The 16,190-nt window shown below is 36.9% G+C and carries 11 protein-coding genes; 3 read left to right on the top strand and 8 right to left on the bottom strand.

Features of this window, described 5'->3' with window-relative positions; genetic code table 11:
* Positions 1-82 precede the first annotated feature (82 nt).
* A complete protein-coding gene (locus JL53_RS04795) occupies positions 83-1,717 on the bottom strand; it encodes a Na/Pi cotransporter family protein (protein ID WP_003719015.1) in 1,635 nt (544 codons plus the stop codon).
* A gap of 418 nt (positions 1,718-2,135) precedes the next feature.
* Here JL53_RS04795 and JL53_RS04790 point away from each other — a divergent pair, with 418 nt between their 5' ends.
* Positions 2,136-2,705: a DapH/DapD/GlmU-related protein gene (locus tag JL53_RS04790; RefSeq protein ID WP_038406940.1), complete on the top strand. Its 570-nt coding sequence runs from the start codon at positions 2,136-2,138 to the stop codon at positions 2,703-2,705.
* A 69-nt stretch (positions 2,706-2,774) separates the two neighbouring features.
* Here the strand turns inward: JL53_RS04790 and JL53_RS04785 are convergent, their stop codons facing one another.
* The 3 genes from JL53_RS04785 to JL53_RS04775 form a co-directional block, all read right to left on the bottom strand.
* On the bottom strand, positions 2,775-4,052 hold the full coding sequence (locus JL53_RS04785; protein WP_003719011.1) for a hydroxymethylglutaryl-CoA reductase, degradative: 1,278 nt from the start codon (positions 4,050-4,052) through the stop codon (positions 2,775-2,777).
* 39 nt (positions 4,053-4,091) lie between these two features.
* Positions 4,092-5,060, bottom strand: a complete 969-nt coding sequence (locus JL53_RS04780) for a winged helix DNA-binding domain-containing protein (RefSeq protein WP_003719010.1) — start codon at positions 5,058-5,060, stop codon at positions 4,092-4,094.
* An 83-nt stretch (positions 5,061-5,143) separates the two neighbouring features.
* Positions 5,144-6,904 carry a SpaA isopeptide-forming pilin-related protein gene (locus JL53_RS04775; RefSeq protein ID WP_038406939.1) on the bottom strand — a complete coding sequence of 587 codons (1,761 nt, stop codon included), beginning with the start codon at positions 6,902-6,904 and terminating at the stop codon, positions 5,144-5,146.
* 738 nt (positions 6,905-7,642) lie between these two features.
* On the opposite strand from JL53_RS04775, the gene JL53_RS15140 reads away from it, so the two are divergent.
* Positions 7,643-12,568 carry a LapB repeat-containing protein gene (locus JL53_RS15140; protein WP_052010559.1) on the top strand — a complete coding sequence of 1,642 codons (4,926 nt, stop codon included), beginning with the start codon at positions 7,643-7,645 and terminating at the stop codon, positions 12,566-12,568.
* A 63-nt stretch (positions 12,569-12,631) separates the two neighbouring features.
* Here the strand turns inward: JL53_RS15140 and JL53_RS04765 are convergent, their stop codons facing one another.
* The gene (locus JL53_RS04765; protein ID WP_038406938.1) at positions 12,632-13,456 is read right to left on the bottom strand and encodes an aldo/keto reductase; all 825 of its coding nucleotides are present in this window, start codon (positions 13,454-13,456) and stop codon (positions 12,632-12,634) included.
* 120 nt (positions 13,457-13,576) lie between these two features.
* Between JL53_RS04765 and JL53_RS04760 the strand changes: the two genes are divergently transcribed.
* Complete coding sequence (locus JL53_RS04760) at positions 13,577-13,966, top strand: MerR family transcriptional regulator (protein ID WP_038406937.1); 390 nt, start codon at positions 13,577-13,579, stop codon at positions 13,964-13,966.
* Positions 13,967-13,968: 2 nt separating this feature from the next.
* Here JL53_RS04760 and JL53_RS04755 read toward each other — a convergent pair whose 3' ends face one another.
* The 3 genes from JL53_RS04755 to JL53_RS04745 form a co-directional block, all read right to left on the bottom strand.
* A complete protein-coding gene (locus JL53_RS04755) occupies positions 13,969-14,640 on the bottom strand; it encodes a DUF3153 domain-containing protein (RefSeq protein ID WP_038406936.1) in 672 nt (223 codons plus the stop codon).
* A gap of 17 nt (positions 14,641-14,657) precedes the next feature.
* Positions 14,658-15,215, bottom strand: coding sequence for a GNAT family N-acetyltransferase (locus JL53_RS04750; RefSeq protein ID WP_038406935.1), 558 nt, complete (start codon positions 15,213-15,215; stop codon positions 14,658-14,660).
* Between the two features lie 111 nt (positions 15,216-15,326).
* Positions 15,327-16,181, bottom strand: a complete 855-nt coding sequence (locus JL53_RS04745; protein ID WP_038406934.1) for a hypothetical protein — start codon at positions 16,179-16,181, stop codon at positions 15,327-15,329.
* Between the last annotated feature and the right edge of the window lie 9 nt (positions 16,182-16,190).

Raw genomic sequence — 16,190 nt, 5'->3', positions numbered from 1 at the left:
CACAAGCACTAGTAAAAGTGTAGATTTTTAACAAAAAAAGAAACTAGCTACTTTGTGCCAGCTAGTTTCTTATGGATAATTTCTATTCATTAAGTTCGAGTACCGCTTCAGCAATATTATTTGCATGGTCGCCGATTCGCTCTAAGTCACTCACAATATCGATATATAAAATCCCGCTCACCACTTGACATTTGCCTTCATTCAATCGGCGAATGTGAGCTTTCCGTAGTTTACGTTCTGCTTTATCAATATCTTTTTCAACAACGATGGTTTCTTCTGCGAGGACACGATCCTTCTTGTGCATTGCTTTTACTGCCCGTTCGAAGTTTGAGGTCGTTAACTCGAACATTTCAATTAATTGACTAGATGCTTCTTCGGACATTTTTGCTTTGTTCTTAATTAATTGGTCGATATTTTCAACAATGTTTTCCATGTGATCGCCAACTCGCTCAATATCTCGGACAGTATCAAGCATTAGCGCATGTTCTTCTGTTTCATTATTTGTTAAAGCCACCGAAGAAATTTTCGTTAGGTATTCGGTGATTTTTCGGTCTAAATTATTGACAGCTTCTTCCACTTGAACAGTTGATTCGGCATGTTTTGGTTCACGATTCACTAAATATTCACGAGCTTCTTGTAAACCAAATTTCGCATAATCTGCCATCCGCAATGTTTCTTCCCGTGCCATTTCAAGTGCAATCCCTGGAGACTGATCAATCAAATTGGTATCTAGATGCTTTGTTTTGTAATCAATTCTAGAATCATCTCCCGGTATAAGCTTCGTTACAAGCCATGCAAACGCACCAATGAACCAGAATTGGATAAATGTGTTGGTGATATTAAAGGTTCCATGTGCTACCGCAATCGTCATTTCCGGATTCAAGCCGAAGAGTCCTTGCAAATAAGTAATAAAGGAAGTAAACAGTGGAAGTATTAACATAAAAATGACGGCGCCAATCAAGTTGAAAATAACATGAGTTGCTGCTGCGCGTTTGGCAGCCACACTCGCTCCGATTGCTGCTAAAATCGCCGTAATAGTTGTCCCGATATTATCCCCGAATAAAACTGGTAACGCTGCTTGTAAATCAATGGCACCTTGTCCGTAAAGTTCCTGCAAAATTCCAATCGTAGCACTAGATGACTGGACGACAGCTGTGAATATCGTCCCAATTAATAAACCAAGGAATGGGTTGGTACTCATTTGAGCCGTCAATTCATGGAAAGTTTCCATCCCTGCAAGAGGTTTCATCCCTTGCCCCATCAAATCAAGTCCATAGAATAGCGCACCAAATCCAAAGAAAACTTGGCCGATATTTTTCACTTTATGATTTTTAAAGAAGAATAAAAGTACTGCACCAACAGCAATTATTGGTAAAGCATATTCGGATAACTTAATACCAATAATAAAGGCGGTAACGGTTGTTCCAATGTTCGCCCCCATGATAACACCAATTGCTTGTTTTAACGTCATAAATCCAGCACTTACTAAACCGACCGTCAAAACAGTTGTACCTGAGCTACTTTGAATTAATACAGTAACTAAAATTCCGGCTAACACACCCATGAAAGGATTCGTCGTGTACTTATCTAAAATATCACGGAGTCTGTCACCAGCAGCCATTTGCAAGCCGTCCCCCATGTATTTAATACCGAAAAGAAAAATTCCAAGCCCTCCGATAAATTGAAAAATCATTTGCTGAATATCTATGTCTCCCATGAAAATCTCCTTTTTGTTTGTAATCTAGTTTTCACCTTCTTTTTTCATCATAAAAGAAAGTAAATGTAAGGTAAATAGATTTTTTTGTTTTCGTAAAGTTAACTCTAAGCAAAAAGCGGAAATCCATTGGTATGAAAGAAGTTTCAACGTTCGGAATGTATTGTTAAGTTTTTGTAAAGGCGAAGTATATAAAAAAAACAATGACGCCTACTCTAACTTACAGAAATAATAAAAGAACGCAAATAGTCCAATATGTTGGAAAAAATTAATTTTGTCCACATCGGAATCTTCACTACCTTGCTAATGTGCCTTTCTATTAAGCTAAGATGAAAAACCACCTATTTGTTCTACTAATTATTCAAAAATATTTTTTTTGTGTATAATTACAGTAGAAAAAACATATCTAGGAGGACTTACGATGGAAGAATCAAACTTACTAAAGAAAATAGTTGATAAAGATATTTTACCAAATTCACCTCTTTTTGAAGAAATTCATTTAGTTAAACATGCGAATGAACGACTAATTACGGAGCTTAACACACAGTATCATAGTAAAGAGAGCACATTGGATTATTTGCAAAAAATCACTGGAAAAACAATCGATTCCACAGTAGATATTTCGCTACCATTTTATAGTGATTTTGGAAAGCATATAACTTTTGGAAAAAATATTTTTATTAATCAAAATGTCACTTTTGTAGATTTAGGCGGAATTGTGATTGAAGATGATGTATTAATTGGTCCTGGAGCCATGTTAATAACAGCTAATCATTTAATGGCACCTGCAAAAAGACGCGGAGTCAGAGTATCTCCTATTTGTGTAAAAAAAGGAGCATGGATTGGTGCCAATGCCACTATTTTACCTGGAATAACTATTGGAGAAAATGCTATTATCGCCGCTAATTCCACCGTAACAAAAGATGTCCCTGCTAATATGATTGTTGCAGGAAATCCCGCAAAACCAATTAGAGAAGTGGATACCAATTGACAGGCATACAAAACCCCAGCTAGATTCACAAAAAATGAATCTAGCTAGGGTTTATTTTTTTATAACTCATTAGCTTTGCCGCAATTTCGTAATGTATTCCTTCGCTGCCATCACATTCATTTGCTTACTGTCTTGCAAAAAATTTGCTACAGCTTCAATTTCATTTGCTTCTGCGCCTGCTGTCATCGCAAGTGATTTTGCTTGAAGTGACATATGACCACGTTGAATTCCTTCTGTGACAAGTGCTTTTAAAGCTGCTAAATTTTGTGTTAAGCCGACTGCGCAAACGAGCATCGCAAGTTCTTTTGCAGATTCCACTCGTGCGATTTTTTGGGAGAGGGTAGCAATTGGATGAACCCCAATCGAACCACCTACAAAAGCAACCGGCATCGGCAACGTCAATTCGCCAATTAAAAAGCCCTCCGCATCTTTGGTCCATTTTGTCATCGGTTTATATCTACCAGAACGCGCCGCATAAGCATGACTAGCTGCTTCAATTGCACGCCAATCATTTCCAAAGGCCATCACAACAGCGTCAATTCCGTTCATAATACCTTTATTATGGGTTGCCGCTCGGTAAATATCTGCATCTGCAAATTCATAAGCTGCGATAATCCGATCACGAACCCACTCCCCTGTTTGGTTTTTAGTTGCTAGACTTTCTTTTGCAATCCGGCATGTTACAGTGGCTGTAGCATCATCCACTAAATTCGATAAAATTCGCATATTGGCAGTTCCGTTTGTTAATTTTTCTAATTTAGGTGCTAATGTTTCCACCATCGTATTTACCATATTAGCTCCCATTGCTTCTCTTGTGTCCACTAGCAAATGTACAATCAACAAAACTTTTCCCGCTTCTGTTGCTACAGTTCTAACAACTAAGTCAACTGCTCCCCCGCCTCGCTTTTGTAAAGACGGATGAGCCTCATTAGCATTGGAAAGTAAGTTAGCTTTATTGTTTATTATTTTTTTGGTTGCTTGGCTTATGTTTGGAACATTAATCAATTCTACTTGACCAATCATTTTCCGTTCTGTTGCTGTTCCTTTTATGCCACCATTTTGTGCAATCAACTTCGCTCCTGAACTTTGAGCAGCAACAACAGACGGCTCTTCCATTGCCATTGGAACAATATAGTTTTTATCATTTAATCGCATATTCATCGAAAGCCCTAGTGGTAGTGAATAAATTCCAATGGTATTTTCAATCATATGGTTCGCTTTTTCCAGTGAAAGTGCTCCAGTAGATGTCAAAAATGCTTGCTCTTCTTTCGTTAAATCTGCATACTCAGCCAAAATTGCTCTACGTTCTTCTAAAGTTTTTTTATAAAATTTATCAAAAGCGTTCATTACTTGCTCACCTCAAATTAAATATTCTCCTCTCAACAACTATAGCACATTACGAAATTGGATGTAACGGCTCCAATAATCTTCTTTCATATCAGTAAGATTTTTCGGTTTTTCCCACTTAGCAACCACTTTTCCAGCCGTAATGATAGCCGGTCTAAAAATACCGTTTTTCGTGATAATCTCCTCGTGCCATTTTTCATCTAATACAATGGAACGATTTCTGTAACCAATAATCCACTCATCAAATCCAGCGAGAGGTATCGTTTCAAGCGAAACTGTATTTTCTACTAAATCATTTATAAAAAAATCTCCAAATTGTGTGAAATCTGCCAAAGCAATTTTTGCATCTGTCACAGTGAATCCTGACCAAAAGCAAAAATCTCTTAAAGTTGCTGGTGCATGACTTTGGAAATAACGCTTTGCTAATTCTTTGATTGCTTCTTCGCGCGTATAAACTTTCGTTACTACAGGAATATGTCGCGTGTCACGGTAAGTTTCATCCGGGCCAGAACAAATAATTTTTCGCGAGCTTAAGTAAACAAGTAGCTGTGCAAAAGTAATTCCAGCACTTGGTAATTCGTTTTTAGCCAAATGTTCAGCTAATTCTTTTCGCGTTCGATGGCTACCTGCTACAAAGGCATCCACTACTTTGCTAGCTTTATGAAGAACTTCGTTGGAAAGCCCTAATTTAGTTCGATAAGGCTGGCAGATTTTATCTATCATTGGCGCCGTTAAATCAATCATCCAGTGGTAATCGTCTGCAGAAAAAAGGTGAATGGTACCTCTTAGAAGCCATGTGCGGATAACTTTTCCTTCATTGATAGCAGCTTTCACAGTAGTTTCGCTTGGTGAGATTAATCTACTTCCAACTGCCCAAAGAGACTGTCCATAATTTTGAGCTTGTATCGCACCAAAGTGAGCTACTACTTCTTGAGGGGATTGGAGCCATTCAGTTGGAGCTAATTTTTGGTTGATATAGCGATTTTGAATAATTATACTTCTTTCCATTAGCAACCTCTTTTTTTAGTTTATTGTAGCATAAATTGGCAAAAAAAATCCCCTACAGCTAGGAATACTGAAGGGGATAATGCTTAATTAGCTTTAGTAGTTTTCATTAATCGATAAGCAGAAAACAGCAATCCTACTCCTAAAAGAGCCAAAAATAATGTTTGGTTCTTTTCTCCTGTCTTTGGTAGTTTTTTGGATGATTTTTGGTTTTCTTCTTTGACAGAGATTTGACTCTCATTTGAATTTTTTGGCGTCACTGGTTTGCTAGGTTCTGTTGGTGTCACTGGAGCTTGTGGCGCTTGTGGAGCTGGCGCCGGTGGTGTTTTTACATTTTCCACTGTGATATTGCTTGTTTCGTCTGCTTTCACACTTACTGGAATCGGTGTTGAATCTATTTGGTATCCTGCTGGTGCTTTTGTTTCAATTAGTTGGTATTCTCCTGGTGCAAGATTACTTAAATCTGCTTTTCCAGCTTCATTGGTTGTGACCGTTTGCACTACATTATTATTCTCATCTACTAAATTAAATTCAGCATCTGCTAAATAAATGGTTGCATCTGCACTATCTACTTTTGTGACTTCAACAGCTCCATTCATAGGTGGCAGTTGTTCGTTTTCGAAAGTATAACTTGCTTTACTAGTACTGTTGATTGTTACTTTTACTGGATTACTATCAAGGTGGTAGCCTGCTGGAGCTTTCGTTTCTGTTAAAGTATAATCTCCCAGCGGTAAGTTATCTAATGATGCTTTACCAGATGTATTCGTTGTCAAATTATAGATAGTACCTGTAACATCTGACTTAAGAGTAAACTCAGCATCCGCCAAATTAACGGTATGATTATTTTTATCCACTTTTATTAATTCAAACGAGCCAAAATCTCCACCCGCTGTTCCACTGCCGCTCGATGTATCGCTTTCGACATCTATGGAGTAAGGCTGAATATTGTCACCTGAAATGACAATGTTATTTGTGTAGACATCCAGCGAAGTATCTGTGATTTTTGTTTGATAAGTTAATCGATAACTTTGAGTAATATTCCCCAAGTCTAATGTCATTTTCGTTGGGCTATCAAATGTTAACGTGTAATCCGATGTAGGCACAACTGATGATGGCGGAATATCAACTCCGTAAGCATCGAAAGCTTGTTTAGTCAGTACCACACTGTCTTGGATAAACTCTTGCCCTGGTCCAAGGGAATCTACTATTATTGCGTTATTGATCGGCTCATTAGCAAAATTTATCCTTGAGTTCCAATTAATAACACTTGGATTGTCTTTTGAAATTGCCCCACCTTTAATTAAAATTTCATCTGGATTAACTACTGGTGTTGGATTGACATCTACATCTATTGTTGTCGTAGATCCATTAAAGGTATATTCAAGTGGAATTACGGTTTCGCTTGAGATAGTCCTAATTTCAAAAGTATCCAGTAGCTGGATGGTACCTCTCACATTCGCTCTTCCTTCAACATAACTATTGAACGTTACTGTCATTGTTCGCGTTGCTACGTCGACAACTGCTTCCCCTGCAACTTGATTATCTTCCGTCACCAACGGAAACGTTAGATTATTTGCTAAGTGGATATTACTACCAAATACTACTGTAAATGTATCTCCACTTTTCAAATTATTCGATTTTGCTGACCAAATAAAATTTGTCGTAAATGATTCATAAAAATCATAATTACCTGTTTTCGAACCATCTGTATGTGTTACTTGTACTGAATCAATCACATTCATTAGTTCGGTAGCTTTTGCTTTTGTCCCTCCATGAAAAAATGGAGTAGTTAATGTAAAAATAAGTGTAAAGATAATCATTAATTTTAACCCTTTTTTCAGCCCCATGTCGTTTGCCTCCCAGAGAATATTTGAGTAATGTTCTACATTAGAATACACCCAAAATCTCTATCCGAGAATGGCTTTCCAACAAACTACAATACATTGACACAATAGCTTATGTAATGCGGAGATTTTGCTTATCTACATCACTTTAATTTTTTATAAAATAATTTAGATGGGATTTTATTAACACAAAAGAAAAATGGGAAATAAAAGTTGTTCACTTTTCCATCACAATTCCAACAAAATCAGTACTACGAATGGATTTTTAAAGGTCGACTGGTGTGGTATTATAATTTTACTCGCCACTTTTCCATCTATATTTTTACGTTTTAAATTCAATAGTTAAAATACCTTCTTTGAAAATATAACTCGTCTTATCCTTGCATCTGTCCCATTTCATATAGTGAATTTAACTAAAGATAATCAAACTAGCAAAAATGCCACTTAAGAAAAAATAAGTAACTCCAAGTATTTCTGAGATAGCAAATGACCAAAAACTATATTCTATCAAATAGCCCTAGCCATTATTTGAATTGATTAGTCTGTTCCAAGCCTCTTTATAATTATTTCCTAGTTTTCTTCTAGATTCCTCCGTAGCTTAGTAACAAATATACTACACTAATTTGTTTGTCTTTGGCGCATTCGGGAAATAGTATAAAAGAATCAATCTATCTCTACTTTTCAATAGTACATAGTAACACCCGTTCATCTCTAAAATCCCATGTGCAAGGAGCTGTATTAATGAAAAAATTCTATCTATCTGTTGTGATAATATGCCTTGTTTTTAGTGCAATTATCCCTATCCCTGCGACTGTTTATGCAGAAACTACTACCGAAGATGCTTCACCTAATAGTGCAGAAGAAAAAAACGTGCCAGAAACTGAGATAAGCGAAAAGGAAGCAACTAATCCAGACACACTAAAAGAGGAAAGCACAGATTCTAGCGTTACTCCTACTGAAGAAACTACCTCTAAACAAAAAGAAAAAGCTCCTGCAGCTCAAGTTTTTGCAGCTGGTGACACCTATATAGATACATTTCCAGATGAAAATCTTGCTAAAGTCATTGCCCTGCAAATAACTGGAAGCTACGATACAACTCAAGTAGTCACACAAAATCAGCTTGATTCAGTAACCACTTTGAACGCCTCTGCAAAAAATATTGCCGATGCAACTGGAATAGGTGAGTTAACCAATCTTACTTCGATTAATTTAAGTCAGAATCAACTTACAAGTATTGCGCCAATTACTAATCTCTCTGCTTTAACCACTCTTGATGTATCTGATAATTTACTTAATACCATAAGTATTACTAGTGGGCAAAATATAGCTAATCTAAGCACACTCAACTTATCGAATAATCCATCAATAACCAGCTTAACTATCGAGGACTTACCGAATCTAACCAATATTAATACAACCATTGGCGTCGGACAAACTTCTCTTTTAGAAGAATTGACTCTTTCCAATCTTCCTTTACTAACTACTGCTGGGAAAAACTCTTCCAATGCGGTTAATTTTTCTAATTATTCTACGGCCCTCACTACAATCAAACTAGCATCTCTACCTAAAATAATAACCATTGACTTTGATAGTAACTTTATTGCGGATGCAGATATTCAAAATATGGCCGCATTAAATTATATCGATTTGCATGGGAATAAATTAACAGACGTAAGTAAACTGCTAAATCTTCCTGTACTAACCTCTCTAGATTTAAGTTCTAATCAATTAACAACAACTGGTGTGTCAGGATTATTCCAATTAGACTCTTTACAAATTCTCAATTTAGATACTAATTCACTCAACAGTTTTGAATTAGATGCGAATAATGACTTACCTAATTTAAGTAATTTATCCCTAAGATACAACCCAACAATTACTAAACTACACATTGAAGATCAACCAAAATTAGTTATCATTTATATGACTCTCAACAGCAATCAAACTTCCCTTTTGGAAGAGCTGACGCTGTCAAATCTTCCTGCATTAACTAGTACTGGAGCTGGTACTTCTAATACCATTAATTTCTCTGGCTATTCGGATGTCCTTCGTACGGTCAAACTAAATGCACTTCCAAAAATCCAGACTGCGGATTTAGATAGTAATTTGATAAACAATATAGACGTGCAAAACATGGCTGCACTGACTTATCTAGATTTAAACTCTAATGAGTTAAGTGATATCACAAAATTGGCCAACTTACCTGTTTTAAATCACCTGGATGTAACTTCTAATCAACTAACTAACACCGGCATAGCAAACATCACACAGTTGGATGCCTTACAAACATTAGAACTAGATTCCAACAAGTTAACTAGCTTTGTTTTAGATGCTGATAATGACTTGCCTAACTTGACTGGATTATACCTAAGATATATGCCAACGATTACAAAAATAACTATGGAAAATCAACCCAATCTTGTTACAGTCCTTTTAACGCTTAATAGCAGCGATAATTCACTTTTGGAGGAATTAACACTTTCTAATTTGCCAAACTTAGCTACTGCCGGCAATAATACTTCTAGTGGGATTAATTTTGCTGGCTATTCTGATCAACTTTCTGCAGTTAATTTAACTTCACTTCCAAAAGTTTCCCTAATCGATCTTAGTGAAAACAGTCTCACAAATGTTAATATACAAGACATGGGAATTTTAAATTATATAAATCTAGATTCCAACAATATAGCAGATATTAGTAATTTGGTGAAGCTTCCTACGTTAAGCAACCTCCAAGTTAATAATAATCAACTTGGCGTTTTACCAACAAACTTAGAAACAGAAGCACCCGCTCTTACAACTTTATTTGCTACTAATCAAACAATATCATTACCAAATAAAATTGTAACTGGGAATTTATCCATTGCTAATGAAATTAGTAACAATGGCGTTATTTCTACCCCAACGACTATCTCGAATAACGGTGAATATCAAGATGGTAATATTAATTGGGAGTACGACAACATTAAAAATTTATCCAATGTGTCTTATAATTTTAGTGAGCCGGTTAAGTACTCCTCTACATCAGGAACATTTTCAGGCACAGTTACTCAACCAATTACAGTTTCATTAGCACCAGTAATTACTGCTGATGACAGTATTTCTTATCCAAAATTTTCGGAAATTACAGAAGCAGAATTTCTAACCGATATTCAAGCAACGACCAGCGATGGCTCTTCCATCTCAAGCAATTTTGAAACTGTAGTTGATTTTTCAACAGCAGGAAACTACACCGTTACTTTAAATGCAGTGAACTCAGATGGCGTCGCTGCTGATCCAGTAATAGTTATTGTCACCGTTGAAAAAGCACCTGCTCCGATTATTACTGCAGATAACGAAATTACTTACATGAAGCATAGTACTATTAGTTCCGCCGAGTTTTTAAGCGATGTTCATGCAGCAACGAATGATGGCTCTCCAATTACAAGCGATTTTACAACTGTAGTGGATTTTGATATTGCTGGAGATTATACCGTCACACTTCAATCGGTGAACTCAGATGGTATCGCTGCGAATCCTGTTAGTGTTACTGTCCACATTGCAAAAGACCCTGCACCAATTATTACTGCTGATGATGATATTTCATATGCAAAAAATAGCACCGTTGATAGCCAACAATTTTATGATGATATACACGCAACTACTAGTGATGGATCAGCTATTACCAGTGATTTTGATACTGCTACAGACTTTACGACAGCTGGAGATTACGATGTGACTTTGAATTCTGTGAACTCAGATGGGGTCGCTGCGAATCCAGTAACAGTCGTTGTCCACATTGATAAAGATCCAGCACCAATCATTACCGCAGATAGCTCGATTTCTTATCCGAAAGATAGTTCCGTTGATAGCCAACAATTTTATACTGATATCCATGCATCTACCAACGATGGTTCTCCGATTACCAGTAATTTTGATAATGTAGTAGACTTTTCCAGTGCTGGAGATTACACGGTCACTTTGAATTCTGTGAATACAGATGGGGTCGCTGCGAATCCAGTAACGGTCACTGTGACAGTTGAAAAAGCACCTGCGCCAATTATTACTGCCAATAGCGAAATCACCTATATGAAACACAGTATCATTAGTTCTGCGGAGTTTTTAACCGATATTCAAGCGACTACTAATGATGGTTCTCCGATTACAAGTGATTTTGCAACGGTAGTGGATTTTGAAACAGCTGGAGATTATACAGTTACTTTAAATGCTTTGAACGTGGATGGTGTTGCTGCGAATCCCGTTAGTGTTACTGTTCATATCGCAAAAGATCCTGCACCTATCATTACTGCAGACAGCGAGATTTCTTATCCAAAAAACAGTTCTGTAAATAGCCAACAATTTTACAACGATATCCATGCATCTACTAGTGATGGATCAGCTATTACCAGTGATTTTGATACTGCTACAGACTTTACCACTGCCGGGGATTATACGGTCACACTTCAGTCTATTAATGAAGATGGGGTCTCCGCTGCGCCTGTTTTAGTGACAATACATGTTGAAAAAGCTCCAGCACCAGTAATTACGGCGGATAGTGAAATTTCTTATACAACAAATAGTACTATCACGCCTGAAAAATTCTATACAGATATCCACGCCACCACTAGCGATGGCTCTTCAATAACAAGTGATTTTTCAACTGTAGTCGATTTCCAAGTTGCTGGTGATTACACGGTTACACTACAATCTGTTAATGTAGATGGGGTTCCTGCTGATCCTGTTTCAGTAACAGTGCATATCGTAAAAGCTGCGGCACCTGTTATTACAGCTGATAGCAACATTTCTTACGCCAAAAACAGTACTATTGATAGCCAAGAATTTTATTCAGATATTCAAGCTACCACGGATGACGGATCTCCAATTACCAGTGATTTTGATACGGTAGTTAATTTCCAAGTTGCTGGCGATTATACCGTGACACTTCAATCTGTTAATGAAGATGGTGTGGCCGCTAATCCTGTTTCCGTCATTGTTCATATCGATAAATCACCTGCTCCAGTTATTTCCGCGGATAGCAAAGTATCCTATGCAGAAAAAAGTACAGTGAGTAGTCAACAATTTTATAAAGATATCCATGCAACGACAAACGATGGTTCTGTAATTACAAGCAATTTTGATACGGTTGTCAATTTCCAAGTTGCCGGCGATTACAAAGTTACACTTCGCGCAGTCAATGAAGATGGGGTTGCTGCTAATCCTGCTTTCGTTATCGTTCATATTGAAAAAGCACCTGCTCCAGTTATTTCAGCAGATAGCGATATTTCTTACAAAAAAAATAGTAAGATAACAATTCAGCAGTTTTATGATAGCATTCACGCAACGACAAGTGATGGTTCGCCAATTACAAGCGACTTTGAATCTGTTGTGAACTTCACTGTAACCGGAGACTACACAGTTACATTGCAATCGATAAATAGCGATGGAGTCATAGCTAGACCAGTTCAAGTCATTGTCCATATTACAGCAGGTGAACCTACTCCCCCTGATAATACGGGAAATGATGGAAGTAATACTAGCCAACCAAAACACCATGCAGAAAAAGGCCAACCAAACATTACTCTTCCTCACACTGGAGATACAAATAACAGCCTAATGGGGATAGTCTTCCTCTTTATTGCCTCTAGTATTTTATTTGTAATGAGTAAAAATAAAAAAGGGAGTAGAAAATAATAATAAAAGGGCGACAAAATCAGTTATTGATTTTGTCGCCCTTTTTCAACCTATTTTTAGCAATTAAAAATTAAAATTATCTGGATCTGGACCAGTTCTTTTATCTTTGTTTAAAGCGCTAATTTTCGCTACTTCTGCTTCTGTTAATTCAAAATCAAAAATATCTGCATTTTGGACAATACGTTCCTGGTGAACTGATTTTGGAATAGTCACTACGCCAATTTGTAAGTCCCAACGAAGAATAACTTGTGCTACTGATTTTTCATGCGTCTCTGCAATTGCTTTTATTTCAGCATTATCCAGTAATTTCCCGTTACCAAGTGGTGACCACGCTTCTACAACAATATTATGTTCCTCACAGTAGTTACGAAGTGGTTCCTGGGTTAATTCAGGATGTAATTCAATTTGGTTGACCATTGGAGTAATTTCCGCATCTTCCATTAATTCTTTTAAATGATGTTCGTGAAAATTACATACACCAATTGCACGTACACGTTTATCATTATAAAGTTTTTCAAACGCACGCCATGTATCTTTGAATTTCCCTTTAACGGGCCAGTGAATCAAATATAAATCAACATAATCCAGTTCTAATTTGCGTAAACTTTCATCAAATGCTGCCAAAGTGGATTCGTAACCTTGCTCTGCGTTCCAAAGTTTCGTTGTCACAAACAAATCTTCTCTGTTAACGCCTGATTCTTTGATTGCTTGTCCTACACCTTCTTCATTTTTATAGGCAGCAGCTGTATCAATACTTACATAGCCAGCCTCTATTGCCCATTTTACCGAATTCACTGCTTCATCCCCATCTTTCACTTTCCAAACACCAAATCCTAAACGTGGCATTTCTACACCATTTGAGAGTTTTACCGTATCTTTTAAGTTCAAAATATTCGCCTCCTAAAAATAATCACAAGTTCACTATACACCTTAGAGTATACTCAAAGGCAAACATTTAGCTTTTCGAATAAAGTGATGCTATGATTAATAAAAAAAGAGGTGTTTTTGATGCAACAAACTATTAAAGAGGCGTCTTCTCTCACAGGTTTAAGCGTGCATACAATTCGCTACTACGAACGTGTTGGATTAATCCCTTTCCTCGCGCGAGATAAAAATAATAACCGGATTTTTGACCATGATGCCTTACACTGGCTGGAATTACTTACTTGCTTGCGTGCGACTGGGATGCCACTTTCCAAACAAAAAGAAATTGTTGAACTGACCAAATGCGGCGAAAATACTGTGTCTGAACGCATCGAGGTTTTAAAAGAACATCAAGCGGAATTAGATCGCCGTCAAGCAGAATTGGATCGAGCTTTTAAAAAAATGGAGAAAAAACTCGCTTGTTATCGACAATTAGAGCAGAAAGTAAATGAAAAAGGGGGCAAGCTAGGTTAAGCTTACCCTTTTTTCCAGACCAATTTTTTCTTTTTACGATGTTTACGAACTAAGTAAATAATCAAAACTATCACCGCTATAAGAACAATCCCGCCAACTATCGCAATATTTTTCACATTGGGCAGTGTTACATCAAAGTACAATTCAGATTTTTCCGCTAGTGGCACATCCCACATTAGCTTTCCGCCAGTGACACTTTTGGCATTATTATCGCCAATTGTCGAAATCGGTAAATCTAAAATGAGTGTATAATCGATTTTGTTTAGAATTTCTTTTGGAAAAGGAACGTCCGCTACTTGTTGTTTCCAGATTTTTTCTGGATCAAATTTCGCGTCAATGCGTACTTTTTGCGTAAAAAAACTTTTTGTATTCGTAATTTTCACGCCAAAATCTTCTGGTTTCATGTCCGTTTTAGTTTCACTTTTTTCTAGTTTCTTTTCGATATGATAGCTAGTGTCTGATCTTTTATCTACTTTAAAACCCGCATCTTTCAGTTTTATGAGTGCTTCATCTGAGTATGTTGATGCAAAAACACCTGCAACGGATGAAATATCAATATCAAAAGAAATTGTTGCATCTCCTTTTTTATCCACTTTCACCGTATTTGTCACATCTGCACATCCTGATAGAAGTAAAACCAAACTAAAAATCACTGTGAAAATTATTTTTTTCATCCGTTTTGCCTCATTTCTTATTTTTGCATATGGTCGTAAATATGTCCATTTAGCGTCACTTCTCCGGTGACATGGAACCCCATTCGTTCGTATAAACGTTTCGCATTTGGATTTCCTTTATCGCAATTTAAACCAACTACTTTTTCCCCATCTCGGGCGGCAATTTCTGTTAATTTATTAAGCAAGGCTGTTCCAACTCCATAACCACGATATTTTTCATTCGTGACAATAGAGTCTAAATACCATTCTCCAGCAAATGTTTCATTATCTTCAAAAATTGGTTCTTCAAAGGTAATACCGTGTTTTTTTGCGATATCATTCCAAACATCATCAATTTCTGGTTCAAGTTCCCCGGGATATCCTGCAAGAACTCCGGCAATATCACCATCTTTTTCATAAACATGAAGATGATTATAACTATAACGATAGGTTTCGGTTTGGATTGCCTCTACTAGTGCACCAATAATGGCTTCCTCTGACTCCCTTTCCAAAATTGGTAATTCCATATCTTGCCAAATTATTAATAAAAGTGGTGCAATTTTTGCTGCATCGGTTTTTTTAGCTTGTCGAATCAATTTCTATATCCTCATTTCTTTTTTCATTGTATCATTTTACTATCTTTCTGCTACCTCTTGCAAAAATAAAATGCTATTTAGATACACTTTCTACTAAATAGCATTTTATTCTTATGTCTGTGAAAGCTTTCTTAAGAATTCTACAGCCTTACTCATTAAATCTGTATCCTCCATGATTTTGGGTTCTTCTTTTGTTAGTAATTTCGCTAATTTTTTCATTTGTTCGGCAGTTAAAGCTTGTTGCTCTAGCTTTTCAAGACTATGAGCTACTGGTAAAACGGCTTTTGTGTATACTTTCAAAGCAACTAAATTCAGATTTTCGGTTACAATTCCTTGCCGTAAAAGAAGGCGCGCTTTTACTTCTAAATCGACATCTAAACTAGCATCATAGGCCAAATGTTGTTGCTCCGTATCATGATTGTCAAGGAAATGAATTTCAAGTGCAACCTTGCTTACTTCATAAACCCGCAATCGAATTCGCATATCTGATTCAAATACTAACTTCACCCGGAAAGCTGCACCCAGTTGCGTATTTAATTGTTGCACTGTTACTAAAAGCCACTCATGATATTCAAGCATTTTTTGTCTAACAGGATTGCGTTTTATATGTTCTAGCACATAGGGTAGGGCAATTTTGTTCGCTTCATCTGTCCAATAGGTTGGCAAGTCACGCCAATATTTTTCCGTATCCGCACTCGTCCCATTTACAAGAAGAAGCGGATAAGGATAAGCACTCATATCACAAAATTGGTTCTTTTGAAGTTCATACAGAAATGGAATCGTCTTTTTCAGTGTTTTGCTTTCGCTTCCAAGTGAAGTTACAAGCGGTTCCACTAGCGTAGCAATTTTTTTGATAACTTCTTCCGACCGAACCTGCGCCGATTCATTATCTTTATAACGCAAGCTAACTTCTTTACCAAAGTTTCGTTCGAGTATTGAGGCAACTATCTTTTCGGTATCAGTCATTCCGCTCTC

The organism is Listeria ivanovii subsp. londoniensis, from assembly GCF_000763495.1.
GTDB lineage: Bacteria > Bacillota > Bacilli > Lactobacillales > Listeriaceae > Listeria > Listeria londoniensis.
This window is presented reverse-complemented; position numbering and strand designations above follow the sequence as displayed.